This is a genomic window from Microbacterium sp. ANT_H45B, from assembly GCF_008369345.1.
Taxonomy (GTDB): Bacteria; Actinomycetota; Actinomycetes; order Actinomycetales; family Microbacteriaceae; genus Microbacterium.
Genome location: NZ_VOBK01000003.1, coordinates 643,744 through 660,792, shown reverse-complemented (window position 1 = coordinate 660,792; position 17,049 = coordinate 643,744). Strand labels below are relative to the sequence as shown.

Here is a 17,049-nt window from a genome sequence, read left to right as displayed (position 1 = left end):
CCATGGCATCCAAGTCAGAGCTGCTGCAGGCGCAGGCCTTCAACCGTCGCCGTCTTCAGCGCGCGTTCGTCAGCGGTGCGCCCGGCGGGCGTGAACTCGCCCCGGGCAAGCCGCTGCGCGGCGTCGTCGTCAGCGTCGCCCTCGGAATCCTGACCATCATCGTCTCGCTGCTGATTGGCACCTTCACCGGAAGTCTGCCGAAGGACTGGCAGAAGGGCGCGATCATCGTCGTGCAGGGTGAGGGATCCCGCTACGTGGCTCTCGACGGCACGCTCTACCCGGTGAAGAACCTCGCGAGCGCCCGACTGCTCGTGGGCTCGGCGAAGATCACCTCGGTGCCGGCCGACAAGCTCGACGGCATCAGCCGCGACCCCTCTCCGGTGGGCATCGACGGAGCACCCGACTACCTGCCCGCCCCCGACCGTCAGTACGAGGGGGCGTGGCTCAGCTGCGTCGCGAGCGACAGCCCGCTCGAGATCTCGACGCGGCTGCTCGACGACCCGGTCGGAGCAGCCGACCAGGCGGCCCTCGTGAAGGACGACGACGAGGACTACTGGTTCGTCGAGGGGGACAAGCGCTATGCCGTCAGCGACGATAACGTCGCGGTCGTGGCGAGCGTGTTCCTCGGGATCGACGATGTCGACTCCGTGCCGACGGTCTCGGCCCTGTGGCTGAATCTGGTCACGCCGGGGTCGCCGCTCGAGGTGAACCTCGGCGCGGAGCTCGGAGAGAACGCCGGCGCCGCCGGTCTCGTCGTGGGCCAGGCCGTGCAGACGCAGTCCGACGGCGACGTCGTCAACGAGTACATCGCCGACGGCGACGGTCGGCTGGTTCCGGCGACGCCGTTCGCCCGGCAGCTCCTCACCGCCTACGTGGGCATGGAGCCGGTCGTGATGACGGTCGCCGAGGCGACCGACCTCGTCGACGTGAACTCCGACGCGATCCCGGCCGACTGGCCGCGGACCGTCTCGTCGTCGTCGACGGACGGGGGAGAGACGGCCTGCCTGCAGATGACGCCGAGCGCCGACGGCCCCGTGGTGTCGGTGACGGCCACTCCCGATGACGCCGAGCTCGGAACGAGCGTGACCCCGGGTGCGGGTGCGGCGATCACGGCCCGCTCGAGCGGCGAGGGGGCCACCTACGGCTTCGTCGCCGAGTCCGGCGTCTACTTCCCCGTGGAGACGGCTGAGGACCTCGCTCTGCTCGGGTATTCGACCGAGAGCTCGCTCACCGTCCCCGCCGCCTGGACGCAGCTGCTCGAGCAGGGCCCCACCCTCAGCCGGACGATCGCGCAGAGGACGTCGGGGCAGGGCGGCTGATGGGTCTGCGCACCGTGCGGAGAGCAGCCGCGGCGCTCGGCGTGGCCGCGTTGCTGGGGTCGGGGGCCCTCGGTGCGCCGGGTGCGGCGATGGCATCGATGCCGACGGCCGCAGCATCGACCTCGACGCCGTCGATCGATGCGGGGGAGCAGTGCACCCCTGGCGACCGCGTCTTGGTCTCGGGAGCGAGCTACCTCGTCGACCGACTGGGTCTCGAAGCCGCATGGACGCTGAGCCGCGGGCGGGGCGTCACGGTCGCCGTCGTCGACTCCGGCGTCGAGGCGGGCAACGCGCACCTCTCGGGCGCCCTCGTGCCGGGCGCGAGCACGTTCGGCGACGGCACGGCCCCCGCCGATGACGATCTGTTCGGCCACGGCACCGCGATCGCCGGCCTCATCGCCGCGCGGCGGGTGGAGGGATCGGGGGTGGTCGGCATCGCGCCCGAGGCGCGGATCATGCCCGTCCGGGCGTTCGAGGCCGCGCCGGAGGACGGGCAGTCTTCCCGGGACATCGCCGGGCCGTCGGCGGCGTCCGTGACGGCCGGCATCCGCTGGGCCGCCGATCACGGTGCGCAGATCATCAACGTGTCGCTCTCCGACGACCAATCCGCCGATCTCTACGCGGGCGCCGTCTCCTACGCCCATGCGCGCGGGGCCCTGGTGATCGCGAGCGCGGGAAACCGCAACACCGCGAATGCGAACCGTCCCGATCCGGAGCACTTCTACCCGGGGGAGCTGACCGGAGCGCTCGCCGTCTCGGCGGTGCTGAAGGACGGCACGTGGGATCCGGACTCGTCGTACTCCGGAGCCCACGTCGACATCGCCGCCCCCGGGCAGTCGATGCCCTCGGCATACATCTCGGGCGGCGACTGCGTGTTCAACGGCGACTCCGCATCGTCGAGCTACGCGACGGCCGTGATCTCGGGTGCTGCGGCTCTCGTCGCCGCGCGTTACCCCGACGAGACCCCCGATCAGTGGGCGTTCCGTCTGCTGCAGTCGGCGATGCGCGTCGCGCCGACCGAGCCCACCGACACGGTCGGGTGGGGCGAGGTGCGCCCGGCCGAGGCGCTGGCCCTGGTCGACGACGGCACGCTGCCCGGCCCGCCGTCCCCGGCGCATCCGGCGGGGGAGCCGGAACCCGAGGTCACCAGGACGATCTCGATCGAGCCGGACGCCGATCCGCTCGACCCCGCCCGGGCGATCGTCGGATGGGCGCTCGGCGGGGCCGCGACGGTCTCGGCGATCATGCTTCTGCTGGCGCGAGGACGGGCCCGCAGCACCGCGATGTGAGCGCCGAGCGCGACGCTATGGGGACTTCTCCCCCTATGGTCGCGACGCCTCGCTTCGTAGTATGAGGTCAAGGTCAAAGGTCTACGGAAGAGGAGCGCATGGTCAGCATGGATATGGCGGATGCCAATCGCCTCATGGCGGAACTGCGCCAGACGGCGGGTGAACTGCAGCACGAGCTGCGCTCGCTCGCGTCGGCGTCGGAGCAGCTGGCCCCGGTCACCGTCAAGGATGACGCCGGCGCCGTCACACTCACACTCGCGGCGAACGGCGCGGTGCAGTCCCTCGCACTCGATGAGGACTGGCGCGACACCATCGGCGAGGAGGCGCTCGGACTCGTCATCAGCACGTGCTACCAGGACGCGATCGGACAGCGGGCGGGTCAGTGGATGAAGGCCTATTCCGAGACCGCCGATCAGGGTGAGGCAGCTCCGCTGCCGGAACCCGCCCCGGTGCAGCTCGGCGACCCGAGCGTGTCATGGGGTATCGATGCGCGGGAGCAGCTGCGCGACATGTACGCCGCGGCCGACGCGCAGCAGCAGGACTTTCTGGCCCATCGTGCGCAGCGCGCGCGTCAGGAGCGAGACGGCGTCAACGCCGCGAAGACGATCATGGTCACCCGCGAGGGAGACACCATCACCGCGGTCAAGGTCGACGAGCGCTGGGTGCGCAACACGAACGACGAGGTGATCGAGAAAGAGGTCGTGCGCGCGCTGAACAACGTCATGGCCATGTCGGCACGCGAACGTGAGAACAAGTACGAGGGGTTCCCCGCGATCGAGCAGCTCATGCAGCTCGCGCACAACCCCCAAGAACTGATGCGCCGCATGGGCGCCATCCGCTGAGTCAGGGAGAACGACAATGGGATTTCTGGATGCAGTGGGCGACGTCGTGGACGCCGTCAACCCGGTCGACGAGATCGTCGATTTCGCGGGCAACGTCGCCGACGGTGACGTCATCGGTGCCGTCGGCAACGTCATCGACGCCAGCACTCCGCTCGATGAGATGTTCAGCGCGGGGAACAACCTGTTCGGCGGCGGGAGCGGGGGAGGGGTCACCACGGGAGGCGGAATTCAGCAGCCGACGACGGCCGCTCCGCTCGACGACACCCCGGGCGAATCGATCCTGCCCGAGCCGCCCCCGCAGCCGAGCGCGTCGTCGTTCGGCGCCGAGGGCGAGGTCGACGTCGAGACGGAGTACCTGCGCAAGGACGCGAGCGCCTTCGAGTCCGCCGCGGGCTCGTACGGCAGCATCACCTCTGCAGCGCAGGGGCTGACCATCCCGGCATCCGCCTTCTCGTTCATCGGGGGCCAGGCGTCGGCGGCGTACAACACGTTCCAGGCGACCATGGCGCAGCTGCTGGGCACGGCACCCGCAGCTCTGACCGGTTTCGCCGACTCGCTGAGGCTCACCGCCACGGCGTACGACGACAACGAGGCGGAAGAGGCCGCGAACCATCAGCCCAATGACAGCACCGAGGTGCCGTCGACCAACGGCGGTTCGAGTGGCGGAGACGGTGCCAGCTCGGGCGGCGGAACGGGCGGGGGCTCAGGCGGCGGAACCGGCGGCGGCGGAAGCGTCGGCGGCGGTGGCGGCGAGAACCCGCAGATCGACGACCCGCGAGTCGACGGCGACACCGACGGTGAGACCGGCGACGACGAGGCCCGTGCCGAGGCGGATGCCAAGGCCGACAGGATCGACGGTCGTGCCGACGCGCTCGACCGGCAGGCCGATCAGGCCGATCAGCACGCCGAGAAGGCTCAGGAGCAGGTCGAGACGATCGACAAGCAGATCGACGCGCTCGAGGACCGGGCTGCGGAGCTCGACCGCAGCGCCACGGACGGCGAGCGTCGGGCGACCGAGCTCGATCTCAAGGCGACGCAGCAGGAGCAGGCCGGCGACTCGGCCGGAGCGCTGCAGAGTCGCTCCGAATCGGCCGGCATCCGCGCCGATGCGGCAGCCCAGCGGGCGGAGGCCGCGGAGATCCGCGAGCAGATCGAGACGCTCGAGGACACCCGCGACGAGGCCATGGAAGAGATGACCGATGCGCGCGAGGACGCTGCAGAGCTGCGCGACAAGGCAGCCGACCTGCGCGACCAGGCCGCGCAGCTTCGTGACGAAGCCGCGGGCACCGACTCCGCAGGCACCGGGTCGCAGGTCGACTCCGACGTGATCACCGACGGAGGCTCGGAGACGGGCGGAGACAGCTCGACGCCGACGACCGACGGCAGCGTCGACGGCACCGATGGCGCCGGAGTCACGGATGGTACCGATGGTGCAGGAGTCACAGATGGCACGGATGGTACCGATGGTGCCGGCGTCACGGATGGCGCCGGAGTCACGGATGGCACCGACGGCACGGACGGCGACGGCGTGACCGAGGGCACGGACGGTACCGAGGCCGTGGATGGCACCGAGACTTCCGTGGTCGACGGCATCGGCGGTGACGCGCCGACTCCCGTGATCGATGGCGACGGCGGTCCCTCGATCCTGAAGGAATTCGACGCGGATGGTGTCCGCGCCGAATCCCAGCCGCAACCGACACCGTCCTGGCAGACCCGGCTGAACAGCTGATCCCCGACCTCACGACTGGAAGAAGACGACATCATGGCTAGGTTCCCCTCTCCTCCGTCCCCGCCCCGCCCACGCCCTGACGCTCCCAGCGGCAACTCGTCGCCCGGTCCGTCCGGAAGCCACGGCCCCTCCGGAAGCCACGGCTCGTCCGGAAGCCACGGCGGTCGCGACAACGCCGGCGACGTCGAACGCTCGCGCTCGAAGTTCCAGGAGTTCGTCGACGGCGCGGACTCGGTCATCGGCATCATCAACGGCGTCCTCGAGCTCGCAAGCCACATTCCGTTCATCGGCGATCTGATCGACCGGATCAACCAGCTGATCCAGCGGATGTTCGAGAAGGTCAACGAGGCGATCCAGCGGACCACCGAGATCTTCGCCTATGTCGGCAGCCCCACCACGCTGCGTCAGACCGGTGTGAGCTGGGTTCAGAACGTGGGCACCCCGGCCACCGTCGCGACCTCGACGGTCGTCCTCTCGGCGCTCCCGAGCACGGGGCACTGGGAGGGTGCGGCGCACAATGCCTATGCGGCACGGGTGGAACTGCAGAACCCGGCGTCCGACAGCATCTACGCCAAGTGCACGATGATCGACGAGCAGCTGAACACGTTCGCCGACGCGATCGTCGACTTCTGGGTCGCCTTCTCGATCGCGGCCATCACCACGGCGATCGGCGTCGCCCTCGGCATCGCCGAGATCGTCTCGGTGTTCGGGGCGCCGGGCGGTGTCGCGACGATCATCGTCGAAGTGCTGGCGTTCATCGCCGATGTCATCGGCCTCGTGAACATCATCCTGACGGCCAACCAGGCTGCTGCCGACTTCATGACCCAGGTGACGGCCGAGCTCGGCGCCGTCAGCGCGTTCCCCGGTGGGGCGTGGCCCCGTCACACGGCAGCATGACCGTGGTGGACGCGGGAGGGTCGGGGGGCGCCGCGGTGGGCGGTGCACTGGTGCTGCAGTTCGGCGATCGACGCGAGGAGATCCCCGCGGGGAGCACCTTCGTCCTGGGCCGCAGTGCCGACCTGTCGTTCGATGAGAACCAGTACGTGCATCGGCGCTTTCTCGAGATCGAGCAGCGCGAGGGCATCTGGCGACTGACGAACGTCGGGTCGGGGCTCACGGCATCCGTGGCGTCGGCCGACGGGATGGCGCAGTCGTGGCTGGCGCCGGGAGCGTCGATGCCGCTGGTGTTCGCGACCACGGTCGTGATGTTCACCGCCGGATCCACGACCTACGAGTTCTCGTTGACCGCCGAGTCGCCGTTCTACGAGGTCTCGACGCTGTGGTCTCAGCCGTCGGGCGGTGCGGGCGTCGCTGATCTGCTCTCGCCGATGCAGCGCATCCTGCTGACGGCTCTCGCCGAGCCGATGCTGCGGCTGAACGTCCCAGGCGCGGCAGAGCTGCCCGATCTCGACCAGGTGGCGCATCGGCTGCGCTGGTCGTTCGAGAAGCTCGAACGTCGTGTGAGCAGTCTGTGCGACAAGTTCTCCCGACGTGGCATCCGAGGCCTGCAGCGCGACGCGGAGGGGCGACTGCCGGATTCGGCGCGTTCGCGTCTCGTCGAGCATGCGGTGGGCGCGCGCATCGTCACAGCCGACGACCTCGAGCTGCTCGACGCGTTCATCGCGCAGGACGCGCTGGTGGGCGTGGGATCCTGATCATCGCGTCGCGTCGCGTCGCGATCCGACACGGCGCGAACGGGCAGGGTGGCGTGCGTAGGATGGTTGCTCGCACGGCGGTCGCCGTGATGACGAGGAGGGTGCGCAGATGAGTATGCCGGCTGGATGGTACGACGACGGTTCTGGGCGTCAGAGATGGTGGGACGGCGAGAAGTGGAGCGAGCACGTCGCGCCCGAGCAGGGTGGCGGCACCTCCGCTGCTGATCAGCCTCCGACCGGGCCGTCCGCGCCGAGCGCGACCGGCTACGCGGCGGCCACGACGGGGCAGCCCTCATCGCCTGACCGGGTCGCGCCGGTGCTGGGATTCGTCGGTCTCGGGCTGGCCGTGCTCGGCACGGTCCTCGCCTGCATTCCGGTGACGTTCGTCGTCGGCGTGGTGGTGCTGATCGCGGCGTTCGTCGTGTCGCTGGTCGGGGTGTTCAAGAAGAACACGGCGAAGTGGCCGTCGATCGTGGGCATGGTCCTCTCGGTGATCGGCGGGGTGATCGGCACGGTCGTGACTCTGGTGATCGTCGCGGCCGCCCTCGTGGGACCGACGGGTCCGATGACTCCCACCGTCGCTCCTCCCACACCGAGCATCAGCGCGCAGCCGTCGTCGGAGCCTTCCCCCTCGTCACCGCCCGTCAGTGAGCGGCCTTCGGCAGAGCAGATCGCCGCCGAGGTGCAGAAGACGTTCCAGGGCGAGGGAATGACGAACTACGACGACATGCCGGACTTCTACCCGTGCATGGGAGAGCAGCTCTACGCATCGGATATGTCGGACGAGACGCTGTCCGCAGTGATCAGCGGAGGAGAACCGCTCGAGGCCGAGCGCGCCTCGGCGGAGAAGGCGATCACCGACGCGGTCCTCTTCTGCGACCCGAACGGCGAAGGCGCCTTCTAAACGGGCGCCCGGCAGGGGCGGGATCCGTGCCGTGCGCCGGAGCCATGGGGACATCTCCCCATGGCTCCGGCGTCGTTGTCGGGCTAATATCATCGTGCGCAGGATAGTCGGAGGGGGCGCCAACAATGTCCGTGAAAACAGTTCCATTCAAGATGGACCCGCAGACCGCCGAAGCACAGGCGAAGCTCGTCGAGAAGGCGATCGCGACGCTCGAGGAGTCGCGCGAGCTGCTGCAGAAGCTGGGCGAAAGCCAGAATGCCACGCTGTGGACCGACGACGGCAAGTCGATCGCACTCGCTGCCGCTCTGAGGTCGAAGTACGATGCGGCGCTCAAGTGGTACGAAGCGATCCGACTCGATCTCGATGAGGCGGCGAAGAACCTGCTGAAGGCGATCGAGGAGACCACCGAGCTCGACGAGACGTCGAAGCAGAACTTCCGGACGCTGCTCCACCGCGCCGAAGGTCCTTCGGGCCTGAGCAAGACGATCGCGGTCTGAGAGGAGAAGTCATGGGACAGCACATGGAACGCCTGGGGCGTCTGCAGGCGAACAGGTCCAGCTTCATCGGCAGCGCGGCTCGAATCGCGCAGACCGTGCAGCGCTCCGTCGCGACGCAGACCGCCGGGGCCGTATCGGCGGGCGTCCGGAGGGCGGCGCGGACGACAGGCTTCGAGGGAGACCTCGGAGAGCGGATCGAGAGCAAGCTCACGCAGATCCACGCGAGCCTGGCGGACTTCGTCGAGTACCAGAAGGCGCTGAACGTGGCGATCGACAAGGCGAACGACGCCCTCGACACCACGGCAGGCGGTATCGACGGAATCCCCGACGCGGGTCTGTCGCCGGCGCAGCAGAGCACCATCGACATGGCGACGCAGACCGACAGCCCTGTGCAGGTGCGGCCCGGAGTCACGATGACCCCCGCTCAGGCCCAGCAGTACTACCTCGATCAGGCCGCTGCCGCGCAGGAGGAGCAGGCGCGCAAGATGAACGAGGCTCTCGATACGCGCCTGCAGGAGATCATCGACGGCATGCCGACGAGCGAGTACGACGAGACGCCGCCGGCGGACGATCCCATGGATCACGACGGCCCCGGCGGCAACACCCCGGTGGGCTACCCCGGTGGCGGTTCGGGTGGGGGCTCGGGCGGCGGCGGAGACTACGAGGGCCCCGGCATCGTCGGCCCCGGCATCGACGACAACGGAGGGAACGACGGAGACGGAGACGGAGACGGTGACGGGGACGACGACTCGAAGATCGATCCTCCTCGCGTCATCGAGCCGCCGCGCGTGTACCCGCCGGTCGAGCCCCCGGTGTATCCCCCGCTGCCTCCCGACCGGACGTGGCCGGACCCTGACGGCACGGGGGGAGATGACACCCCGCGGGTCGACGGCGGCACCGACGGCGTGACCGGCGGCGGCGGCGGATCGGGCCTCACCGGTGGGGTCGGCGGCACGAGCGGTGGCGGTGGCGGTGGCGGCGGAACCTCCGGGTCGGTCGGCGGCGCAGGAGGCCTCGTCGGCGGTGGCGTCGTCGGCGGCGCGGCCGCGGGCCTCGCCGGACGTCTCGGCGCTGGCGGCGGGCTCATCGGCGGCGTCGGTGGAGTCGGCGGAGTCGGCGGAGTGGGTGGCGTCGGCGGTACCGGGACGGGTGCAGGCGCGAGCGGCGTCGTCGCCCAGTCGGGTGCCGCGAACGGCGGACGCGGTGGCATGGTCGGCGGAGCGGCCGCCGGCGGCGGAGCCGGGGGCGGCAGCGACAAGCGCAACCGCCGCCGCGGACAGGACCTCCTCGCCTTCGAGGTCGAACCGGATGACGACCAGATCGCTCCCGATCTCGGCGCCGCTGGCGCTGCCGGCCGCTCGGCGTCCGACGGACGCGAAGAGCTCGGCTGGTAACGAAGAACTCTCGACCGGGGCCTCACGTCCTACAGAGAAAGCCGCTCACCCTTTGGGGCGAGCGGCTTTTCTCGTATCAGCGCGTGAGCGGACCCGTCAGCGCGTGAGCGGACCCGTTGGTGCGTGAGCGGATCCATTGGTGCGTGAGCGGACCCGTCCACGCGAGCGCGAGCTGTCCGAACGGAAGTGGATGCCGTCGTCGTCAGACCGCGACGATCTGGATCAGGCAGTCGCCGACCTGCAGGGTCATGCCCGATGTCAGCCCGAATCGCTGGTGCGGAGTCATCGGCCCCGACCGGCCGTCGGCCGTGCGCAGCGACGAGCCGTTGCCCGAGCCGAGGTCCTCGAACCACGGCTGACCGTCGACCACCCCGAAGCGACCGTGGGTGCGCGACACCGAGCGGTCTCCATCGGGCACTGCGACGAGCACGGCCTCGGCATGCTCCCCTTCGGGCACACGCGGGGCGCGACCGATGTACCCCAGCCCGGTGATCGGCACGGTCGTGCCGTCGGTGAACTGCAGGGCGACGACCGCCTGCGGAGCCTCGGAGGGCACGGGGGATGCGGTCGGCTGCGCATCGGTCGGCGCAGGCGGAACAGCGGCGGCGGCGGCCGGAGTCGCGGGCGCCTGGGAGGCCGGAGCGCCTGCCTGCGTCAGGCGCGCGGCCGATCGCGTCGTGGGCCTCTCTGCAGGCGCCTGGGTCACGGGCGGTGCCGATTCCGCGGCCGGCACCGCATCCACGACGGCGGGGGAAGGAGATCCCAGGGGCGTCGATTCGACAGCCGGCGTCACGACAGCCGGCGTCACGACAGCGGGCGCCACGACCGCGGGTGTCGGCACCGCAGGCTCACTCGGCGTGGCCGGCCCCTCGGTCACGGGTGTCGCGGGTGTCGAGGGGAGTGCGGACGGTCGGGCGCCGCGTCCGGCCACTCGGCGATACGCGAGCTCCGCGTCGCCGCCGAGCACCAGCACGTCGCCCGGCACGAGGAAGTACGGGTTGTGCGCGCTCAGCTCGGTCTCGCTGCCGCCGAGGTGCCGCACCGCCGCACCGTTCGCCGAGCCCAGGTCCTGCACCCACAGCTTCCCGTCCTCCACGCCGAAGGCGGCGTGGGTGCGCGACAGCGAGCGGGTACCGTCGGGCACACGTACGAGGATCGCGTCGGGAATGGTCTCCGGGGCACGCGGCGCGCGACCGATGTAGCCGAGGCCGGTCGCCTCGATCACGGTGCCGTCCGAGAGCTCGAACACGGCCACGCTGCCGGCATCGACGGGGTCGGCGACCGGTGCCGCGACGACGGGCTGCGACGGCGACAACGGCGTCTGGCTGATGACCCCCGGCGCGGCCGTGATGACCCCTGCTGCCGAATCGGGCCCGGTGACCCTGGCCTCGAGATCCGGCGCGATGAACATGCCGTCCGTCGCGGCGCTGCGGGTCTTGCGCACATCGATGACGCGGGCGCGCCCCAGGCCGTCGAGAACCCCTGCAGCTGCGAGGCCCACGGGCAGCAGGACGGGGATCACGTGCGCGAGGCCCATCACCAGGTTGCGCAGGAACAGGCCGCGCGCACCGACGCTCGCATCCTTGTCGCGCTGCACGGTGCGCAGGCCGCAGATCAGGTTTCCGGGCGTCGCCCCGGTGTGGCCCTCCCACACCCAGCCGATGGCCCAGAGCTCGACCACGGTCACGGCGACGAGCACGAGCGATCCGGTGAGCACCCAGACGAGCGTCGCGATGACCGCGATGATTCCGATGTCGATCAGATAGGCGCCGGCGCGCTGACCCGCGGTGGCGCGCACACCCGGCGCAGCCGTGCGGACGGGCGACGCCGGTGGCCGCAGCCGCGAGGCGGGAGGGGCGATGGTCATGAGAAGACCTCCAGGATCTGCCCAGCGATGCCGGAGCCGTACAGCAGCGCCGCGGGGGCCAGGGCGAGGAACAGGCCCTCGACGATGTCACCGGTGCGGGACCAGCCGAGGGAACGCCAATCCCGAGCCAGCGGCACGGTCAGGGATGCGACGATGGCGCCGGCGATGATCACGACGGCGGCGACCAGCAGGGCGCTCAGCTGCAGGGCGATCACCAGGGCCGCCGCAGAGGTCACGGCGACGACGGTGCCTGTGACGAGCGCAGCCGCACGGGCGACCCCGTCGCGCAGCATCCGTGCGGTGAGCAGGAAGTAGCATCCGACGCCCAGCGCTCCGCCGAGGACGCACCACGTCTCGACCGAGGGCCCGGAGGTGTCGATCGACGTCGCCGTGACCACCACCGTGTAGATCGTCGACAGCAGGGCGAGTGCGCAGGCGATGACGATCCCGGCCTCGGATCTGCGGCGAGCGAGCTGGAACTGTCGACGTGCGGTGTCGGCGCCGACGGGGGAGGGCTCCCGCGGAGGCGTCTGCCGAAGACCCTGCGCGTCGCGGATGACGTAGGGCGTGTCGATGAGCTCGCTCGCGTCGACGTCGAGGGCGGCGGCCCGGATGAAGTGGAACACCGGCACGGCGCAGGCGACCTGCACGGCCGTGATCACCACGGCGGGGACACCGGCGAGGAACGCGGCGGCGTTCAGCACTGCGAGCACCGACCACATCACCGCGATCACCGCGGTGGTCGCCGCGGCCAGCCGTCCGCGCATCAGCGCCTGCGCGTGACGCACGCAGGCGATCGTCGCCCCCATCACGAAACCCGCGGCCATCATCGCGCCGGTGTCGTGGAACACCGAGAGGGCGACCGCGCCGGCGGCACCGCCGAGCACGGGCGCGACGAATGCGACGTAGACGGTGGAGTCTCGTACCGGCTGGGCCAGCAGCGTCAGCGCGCCGACGAGCAGCAGCACCGTCGCCACCGAGACGACGGTCGTGGTGGGCATGATCACCGCGCACGACACGAGCACGATGGTGATCGCGAGCAGCAGGGCGAGCAGCAGGGTGTTCCTGCGCGGTTGCCCCGCGGACGCCGCATCCTTCGCGGACGTGTCGGAGCCGTCGGCCGACGCCGTCGCAGTGCGGTCGAACAGCCAGATCACGCCGCCGTCGCCGGGGATCACCGACACTTCGCTGTCGAGGTCGATCGCCGCCCCGGAGGTGGTCGTGCCGACGTAGCGTCGCAGGTCGACACCGCCGACGGTGAGCAGTTCGGCGACCGTCGAATCGGCGGGGACGACCAGGTCATTGCGCCCGTTCGCATCAGCTACGGTGAGGCGTATCGTCTTCGCTGACATCCCCGCCTCTCGATGTTCCGACGCACAATGCCGGTTCCGCGCGGCATCCTGACACAATAGTAGGTGACTCGAGGAGGGCCAGTCGTGAGCATCACCAGCAACCGCCGCGCGCCGAAACCGCCGGCAGGCGGACAGCTCACGCTGCAGCAGGCACCTGAGCTGCCCAAGCCCGAAGGTGCATCGAACACCCTGATGATGGCGCTGCCGATGGTGGGAAGCCTCGGCTCGGTCGCGGTGCTCTCGCTCACCCAGGGCGGAGACGCGACCCGCACGTACATCATGGGCGGTCTGTTCCTCTTCATGGCCCTGTCGATGGTGGGCGGGCAGATGTGGCGGCAGAAGTCGCAGCACTCGACCAACGTCGAGAACACGCGACGCGAGTACCTCGCCTACCTCTCCGAGACGCGAGACGCGGTGCGCGAGGTCGCCTCGCGGCAGCGCCGGTACGAGGAGTGGATGCTGCCCGCACCCGACTCCCTGCCCTTCGTCGCCGAGGAGGGATCCCGGGTGTGGGAACGCCCCGCCGGTGACCCGCAGTTCCTGGTGACCCGTGTCGGCACGGCCACGCAGCCCCTCGCCATGACGCTCGACGAGGCCCCCATCCCGCCGCTCGCCCAGCTCGACCCGGTGAGCGCATCCGCGGCGCACCGCTTCGTGCTCACCCACGACCAGGTGCCTGACCTGCCCCTCGGACTCAACATCAGCACGTGTGCACGCATCGAGGTCGTCGGCGACATCGTGCGGGGCCGCGGGCTGGCTCGCGCCATGGTCTCGCATCTCACCACCTTCACCGCGCCCGAGGATCTGCAGGTCGCCGTCATCGCCTCGGCGGCGGACCTGCCGTACTGGGAATGGTCCAAGTGGCTGCCGCACGCACAGTCCGACAGCCGCAAGGACGCTGTCGGCGGTGCCCGCCGCATCGGCTCGTCGTGGGCCGAGGTCGAGCCTCTGATCGCCGACATCCGCTCGCGCGGTCCGGTCAGCGGTCGCGGCGGGGGCGCGATGCCTCACATCGTCGTCATCCTCGACGGCGTCGAACTGCCCCCGGGCAACCTCCTCGACGAAGAGGGCGGCGTCGACGGCGTCACGGTCATCGACATCGCTCGCGAGTGGGCGGAGCTCACCGACCCGCTCACCGTCCGCCTGATCCTCGACGGCGCCGACGGGGAGAAGCTCACGGTCGCCCGCCGCAGCATGGGCATGGTCCCCGCGACGCCCGACTTCCTCGGAATCAGCTCGGCCGAAGCGGTGGCGCGGCGCCTCACCGGTCTCGGCGAGAGCGCGCAGGACGAGGAGGCGGGTGGCGCTCGCACGATCAGCGCCGAGCTCACGGATCTGCTGAACCTGCCCGATGTGAGGGACTTCGACCCGGATGTGGCGTGGAAGCCCCGCTCCGCTCGCGACCGCCTGCGAGTCCCGATCGGGCTGACGAGCACCGGCCAGCCGATGATCCTCGACATCAAGGAATCCGCCCAGCAGGGTATGGGACCGCACGGCATGCTCATCGGCGCCACCGGCTCGGGAAAGTCCGAGGTGCTGCGCACGCTGGTGCTGTCGCTCGCGATGACGCACTCGTCCGAGGCGCTGAACTTCGTGCTGATCGACTTCAAGGGTGGCGCGACCTTCGCGGGCATGGCGGACATGCCGCACGTCTCGGCCGTCATCACCAACCTCGGTGACGACCTCACGCTGGTCGACCGCATGCAGGATGCGATCCAGGGTGAGATGACCCGGCGGCAGGAGCTGCTGCGCGATGCCGGCAACTTCGCCAACGTCACCGACTACGAGGCCGCCCGCAAGGGTGGTCGTACCGACCTCAAGCCGCTCCCCGCGCTGCTGATCGTCGCCGACGAGTTCTCCGAGCTGCTCGCCGCGAAGCCCGACTTCACCGAGCTGTTCGTCGCGATCGGCCGACTCGGTCGATCGCTGCAGGTGCACCTCCTGCTCTCGACCCAACGGCTGGAAGAGGGCAAGCTGCGCGGACTCGACTCCCACCTGTCGTACCGGATCGGTCTGAAGACGTTCTCCGGTGCCGACTCGCGCGCGGTCATCGGCGTCCCCGATGCGTTCACGCTCCCCGGCGGTGGCGGCCACGGCATCCTGAAGTCGGATGCCGAGACCCTCACGCAGTTCCGTGCCGCGTACGTGTCGGCCCCGCCCAAGACCCGCCGGCGCAAGCCGGGGGCGACGGCCGAGGCCGACGGTTCCGGGGCGGAGGTCCGGGCGATCGAGGCCAGGTCGTTCACGGCGGCACCCGTGCTCGAGCAGGAGAACTCCGAGGATCAGGCTCCCGCCCTCGACGTCGTGCGGGGCGAGGCGCCCGAGCAGCGGGTGACCTTCGACATCGCCGTCGCGCAGATGAAGGGGCGCAGCATGCCCGCCCACCAGGTGTGGCTGCCTCCGCTCGACGTGCCGGCGACGTTCGACGAGATGCTCGGCGATCTGGTCGAAGACCCGCAGCTCGGACTGATCTCGCCGCGGTGGCGGCAGGCCGGCCCTCTCACGATTCCGCTGGGCACCGTGGACCGACCGCTCGAGCAGCGTCGCGATCGGCTGACGCTGACGCTCACGGGTGCGGGCGGCCACCTCGCGATCGTCGGTGGCGCGCGCAGCGGCAAGAGCACCCTCGCCCGCAGCGTGCTCACCGGCATCGCACTGACGCACACTCCGCAGGAGGTGCAGTTCTACGTCATGGACTTCGGCGGCGGAACGTTCGTGCCGTTCGCCAAGATGGCGCACGTCGCCGGTGTCGCCGGCCGCAACCAGCCCGACGTCCTCCGACGTATGTTCCAGGAGGTCGTCGGCATCGTCAACGCGCGCGAGCGCTATTTCACGGCCAACTCGATCGATTCGATCGAGACCTATCGGCGTCTGCGCGCGCAGGGGCGGGCCGATGACGGCTACGGCGACGTGTTCCTCATCATCGACGGCTGGCCCACGATCCGCGCCGAGTTCGACGAGATGGAGTTCGAGATCCAGTCGCTCGCAGGGCGGGCGCTCACCTTCGGTGTGCACATCGTGGCGACGACCTCTCGGTGGATGGACTTCCGCACCGCGATCCGCGACACGTTCGGGTCGAAGCTCGAACTGCGCCTCGGCGACACCAGCGATTCGGAGATCGACCGCAAGGTCGCCGTCAACGTGCCGGTGAGCCGTCCCGGTCGCGGACTCGCGCCGTCGAAGCACCACATGCTCACCGCTCTGCCGCGTGTCGACGGGTCCGGCGATCCCGACACGCTCAGCGAGGGCGTCGAACACCTGATCGAGCGCGTGAACGCGGCGTGGAAGGGTCCCCGCGGCCCCAAGCTGCGTCTGCTGCCCGAGATGCTCGAGCTCTCGACGCTGCAGCAGCTGGCTGCCGGCACCCCGCTGCAGAACCAGGTGCTTCTGGGCGTCGACGAGGCGGCGCTCGCCCCCTCCGCGTTCGACGTGCGACGCAACCCGCACCTGTATCTGTTCGGCGACAGCCAGTCGGGCAAGTCGAGCTTCCTGCGCACGTTCGCGCACGAGGTGATGCGCACGACGACTCCTCAGTCGGCGCAGATCTTCGTCGTCGACTACCGGCGTGCGCTGCTGTCGGAGATCCCCGAGGAGTACCTCGCCGGGTACTACACGACCGCGCAGCAGGCGTCGGAGGAGCTGGGCGGTCTCGCCGAGTACCTGCGAGGGCGGATGCCGGGGCCCGACATCACGCCTCAGCAGCTGCGCGACCGCTCGTGGTGGACGGGCGCAGAGGTGTACGTCCTCGTCGACGACTACGACCTGGTCAACACGCAGTCCGGCAATCCGATCGCCGTGCTGCAGCCGCTTCTGGCGCAGGCGACGGACGTCGGACTGCACCTGATCATCGCCCGCCGCTCGGGTGGCGCATCACGGGCGACGTTCGAGCCGGTCATGCAGACGCTCCGCGACCTTGCGGCTCCCGGCATCCTGCTCTCGGGCAGCCCCGACGAGGGGCCGCTGATCGGCAACGTGAAGGCGACGCCGGCAGTGCCGGGGCGCGCCAGGGTGATCACCCGCGAACGCGGGCTGCAGACCATGCAGCTCGCCTTCGCCCCGTCGTCGCACCCGTAGCGAGCAGTCGGCACGCAGGGTGGGCAGAGCTACCCATGGGCATACGCGCACGAGCGCCGTATGGTGTTACTTGTCACCGAAACATCGGCGGCACGGCCCTCCGGGGCTGACTCACACAGGGCGGTTT

General features: G+C 70.2%; 12 protein-coding genes. 10 read left to right on the top strand and 2 right to left on the bottom strand.

Going from position 1 to position 17,049, the window contains the following annotated elements; genetic code table 11:
- Nucleotides 1-2 precede the first annotated feature (2 nt).
- The 9 genes from eccB (at nt 3) to FQ142_RS15220 (ending at nt 9,629) form a co-directional block, all read left to right on the top strand.
- The gene (eccB, locus tag FQ142_RS15260) at nt 3-1,319 is read left to right on the top strand and encodes a type VII secretion protein EccB (protein ID WP_149423972.1); all 1,317 of its coding nucleotides are present in this window, start codon (nt 3-5) and stop codon (nt 1,317-1,319) included.
- Nucleotides 1,319-2,608 (top strand): S8 family serine peptidase, encoded by a 1,290-nt coding sequence (locus tag FQ142_RS15255; protein WP_149423971.1) that lies wholly within the window; start codon nt 1,319-1,321, stop codon nt 2,606-2,608. Before eccB ends, FQ142_RS15255 begins: the two co-directional genes overlap by 1 nt.
- 98 nt (nt 2,609-2,706) lie before the next feature.
- The gene (locus FQ142_RS15250; RefSeq protein ID WP_149423970.1) at nt 2,707-3,450 is read left to right on the top strand and encodes a hypothetical protein; all 744 of its coding nucleotides are present in this window, start codon (nt 2,707-2,709) and stop codon (nt 3,448-3,450) included.
- Between the two features lie 16 nt (nt 3,451-3,466).
- Nucleotides 3,467-5,179 (top strand): type VII secretion target, encoded by a 1,713-nt coding sequence (locus FQ142_RS15245; RefSeq protein ID WP_149423969.1) that lies wholly within the window; start codon nt 3,467-3,469, stop codon nt 5,177-5,179.
- A gap of 33 nt (nt 5,180-5,212) precedes the next feature.
- The gene (locus FQ142_RS15240) at nt 5,213-6,076 is read left to right on the top strand and encodes a hypothetical protein (protein WP_056413297.1); all 864 of its coding nucleotides are present in this window, start codon (nt 5,213-5,215) and stop codon (nt 6,074-6,076) included.
- Complete coding sequence (locus FQ142_RS15235) at nt 6,073-6,834, top strand: hypothetical protein (RefSeq protein WP_149423968.1); 762 nt, start codon at nt 6,073-6,075, stop codon at nt 6,832-6,834. The genes FQ142_RS15240 and FQ142_RS15235 overlap by 4 nt, the downstream gene beginning before the upstream one ends.
- 109 nt (nt 6,835-6,943) lie before the next feature.
- Nucleotides 6,944-7,738 carry a DUF2510 domain-containing protein gene (locus FQ142_RS15230; RefSeq protein WP_149423967.1) on the top strand — a complete coding sequence of 265 codons (795 nt, stop codon included), beginning with the start codon at nt 6,944-6,946 and terminating at the stop codon, nt 7,736-7,738.
- A gap of 131 nt (nt 7,739-7,869) precedes the next feature.
- On the top strand, nt 7,870-8,235 hold the full coding sequence (locus FQ142_RS15225; RefSeq protein WP_149423966.1) for a hypothetical protein: 366 nt from the start codon (nt 7,870-7,872) through the stop codon (nt 8,233-8,235).
- 11 nt (nt 8,236-8,246) lie between these two features.
- Nucleotides 8,247-9,629 (top strand): hypothetical protein, encoded by a 1,383-nt coding sequence (locus FQ142_RS15220; RefSeq protein ID WP_149423965.1) that lies wholly within the window; start codon nt 8,247-8,249, stop codon nt 9,627-9,629.
- Nucleotides 9,630-9,831: 202 nt separating this feature from the next.
- On the opposite strand, the gene FQ142_RS15215 is transcribed toward FQ142_RS15220, so the two are convergent.
- Together FQ142_RS15215 and FQ142_RS15210 are read right to left on the bottom strand one after the other, a co-directional pair.
- Complete coding sequence (locus FQ142_RS15215; RefSeq protein WP_149423964.1) at nt 9,832-11,496, bottom strand: FHA domain-containing protein; 1,665 nt, start codon at nt 11,494-11,496, stop codon at nt 9,832-9,834.
- A complete protein-coding gene (locus FQ142_RS15210) occupies nt 11,493-12,848 on the bottom strand; it encodes a hypothetical protein (protein ID WP_149423963.1) in 1,356 nt (451 codons plus the stop codon). The genes FQ142_RS15215 and FQ142_RS15210 overlap by 4 nt, the downstream gene beginning before the upstream one ends.
- Nucleotides 12,849-12,932: 84 nt before the next feature.
- Between FQ142_RS15210 and eccCa the strand changes: the two genes are divergently transcribed.
- A complete protein-coding gene (gene eccCa, locus FQ142_RS15205; RefSeq protein ID WP_149423962.1) occupies nt 12,933-16,922 on the top strand; it encodes a type VII secretion protein EccCa in 3,990 nt (1,329 codons plus the stop codon).
- The last annotated feature ends 127 nt before the right edge of the window (nt 16,923-17,049 follow it).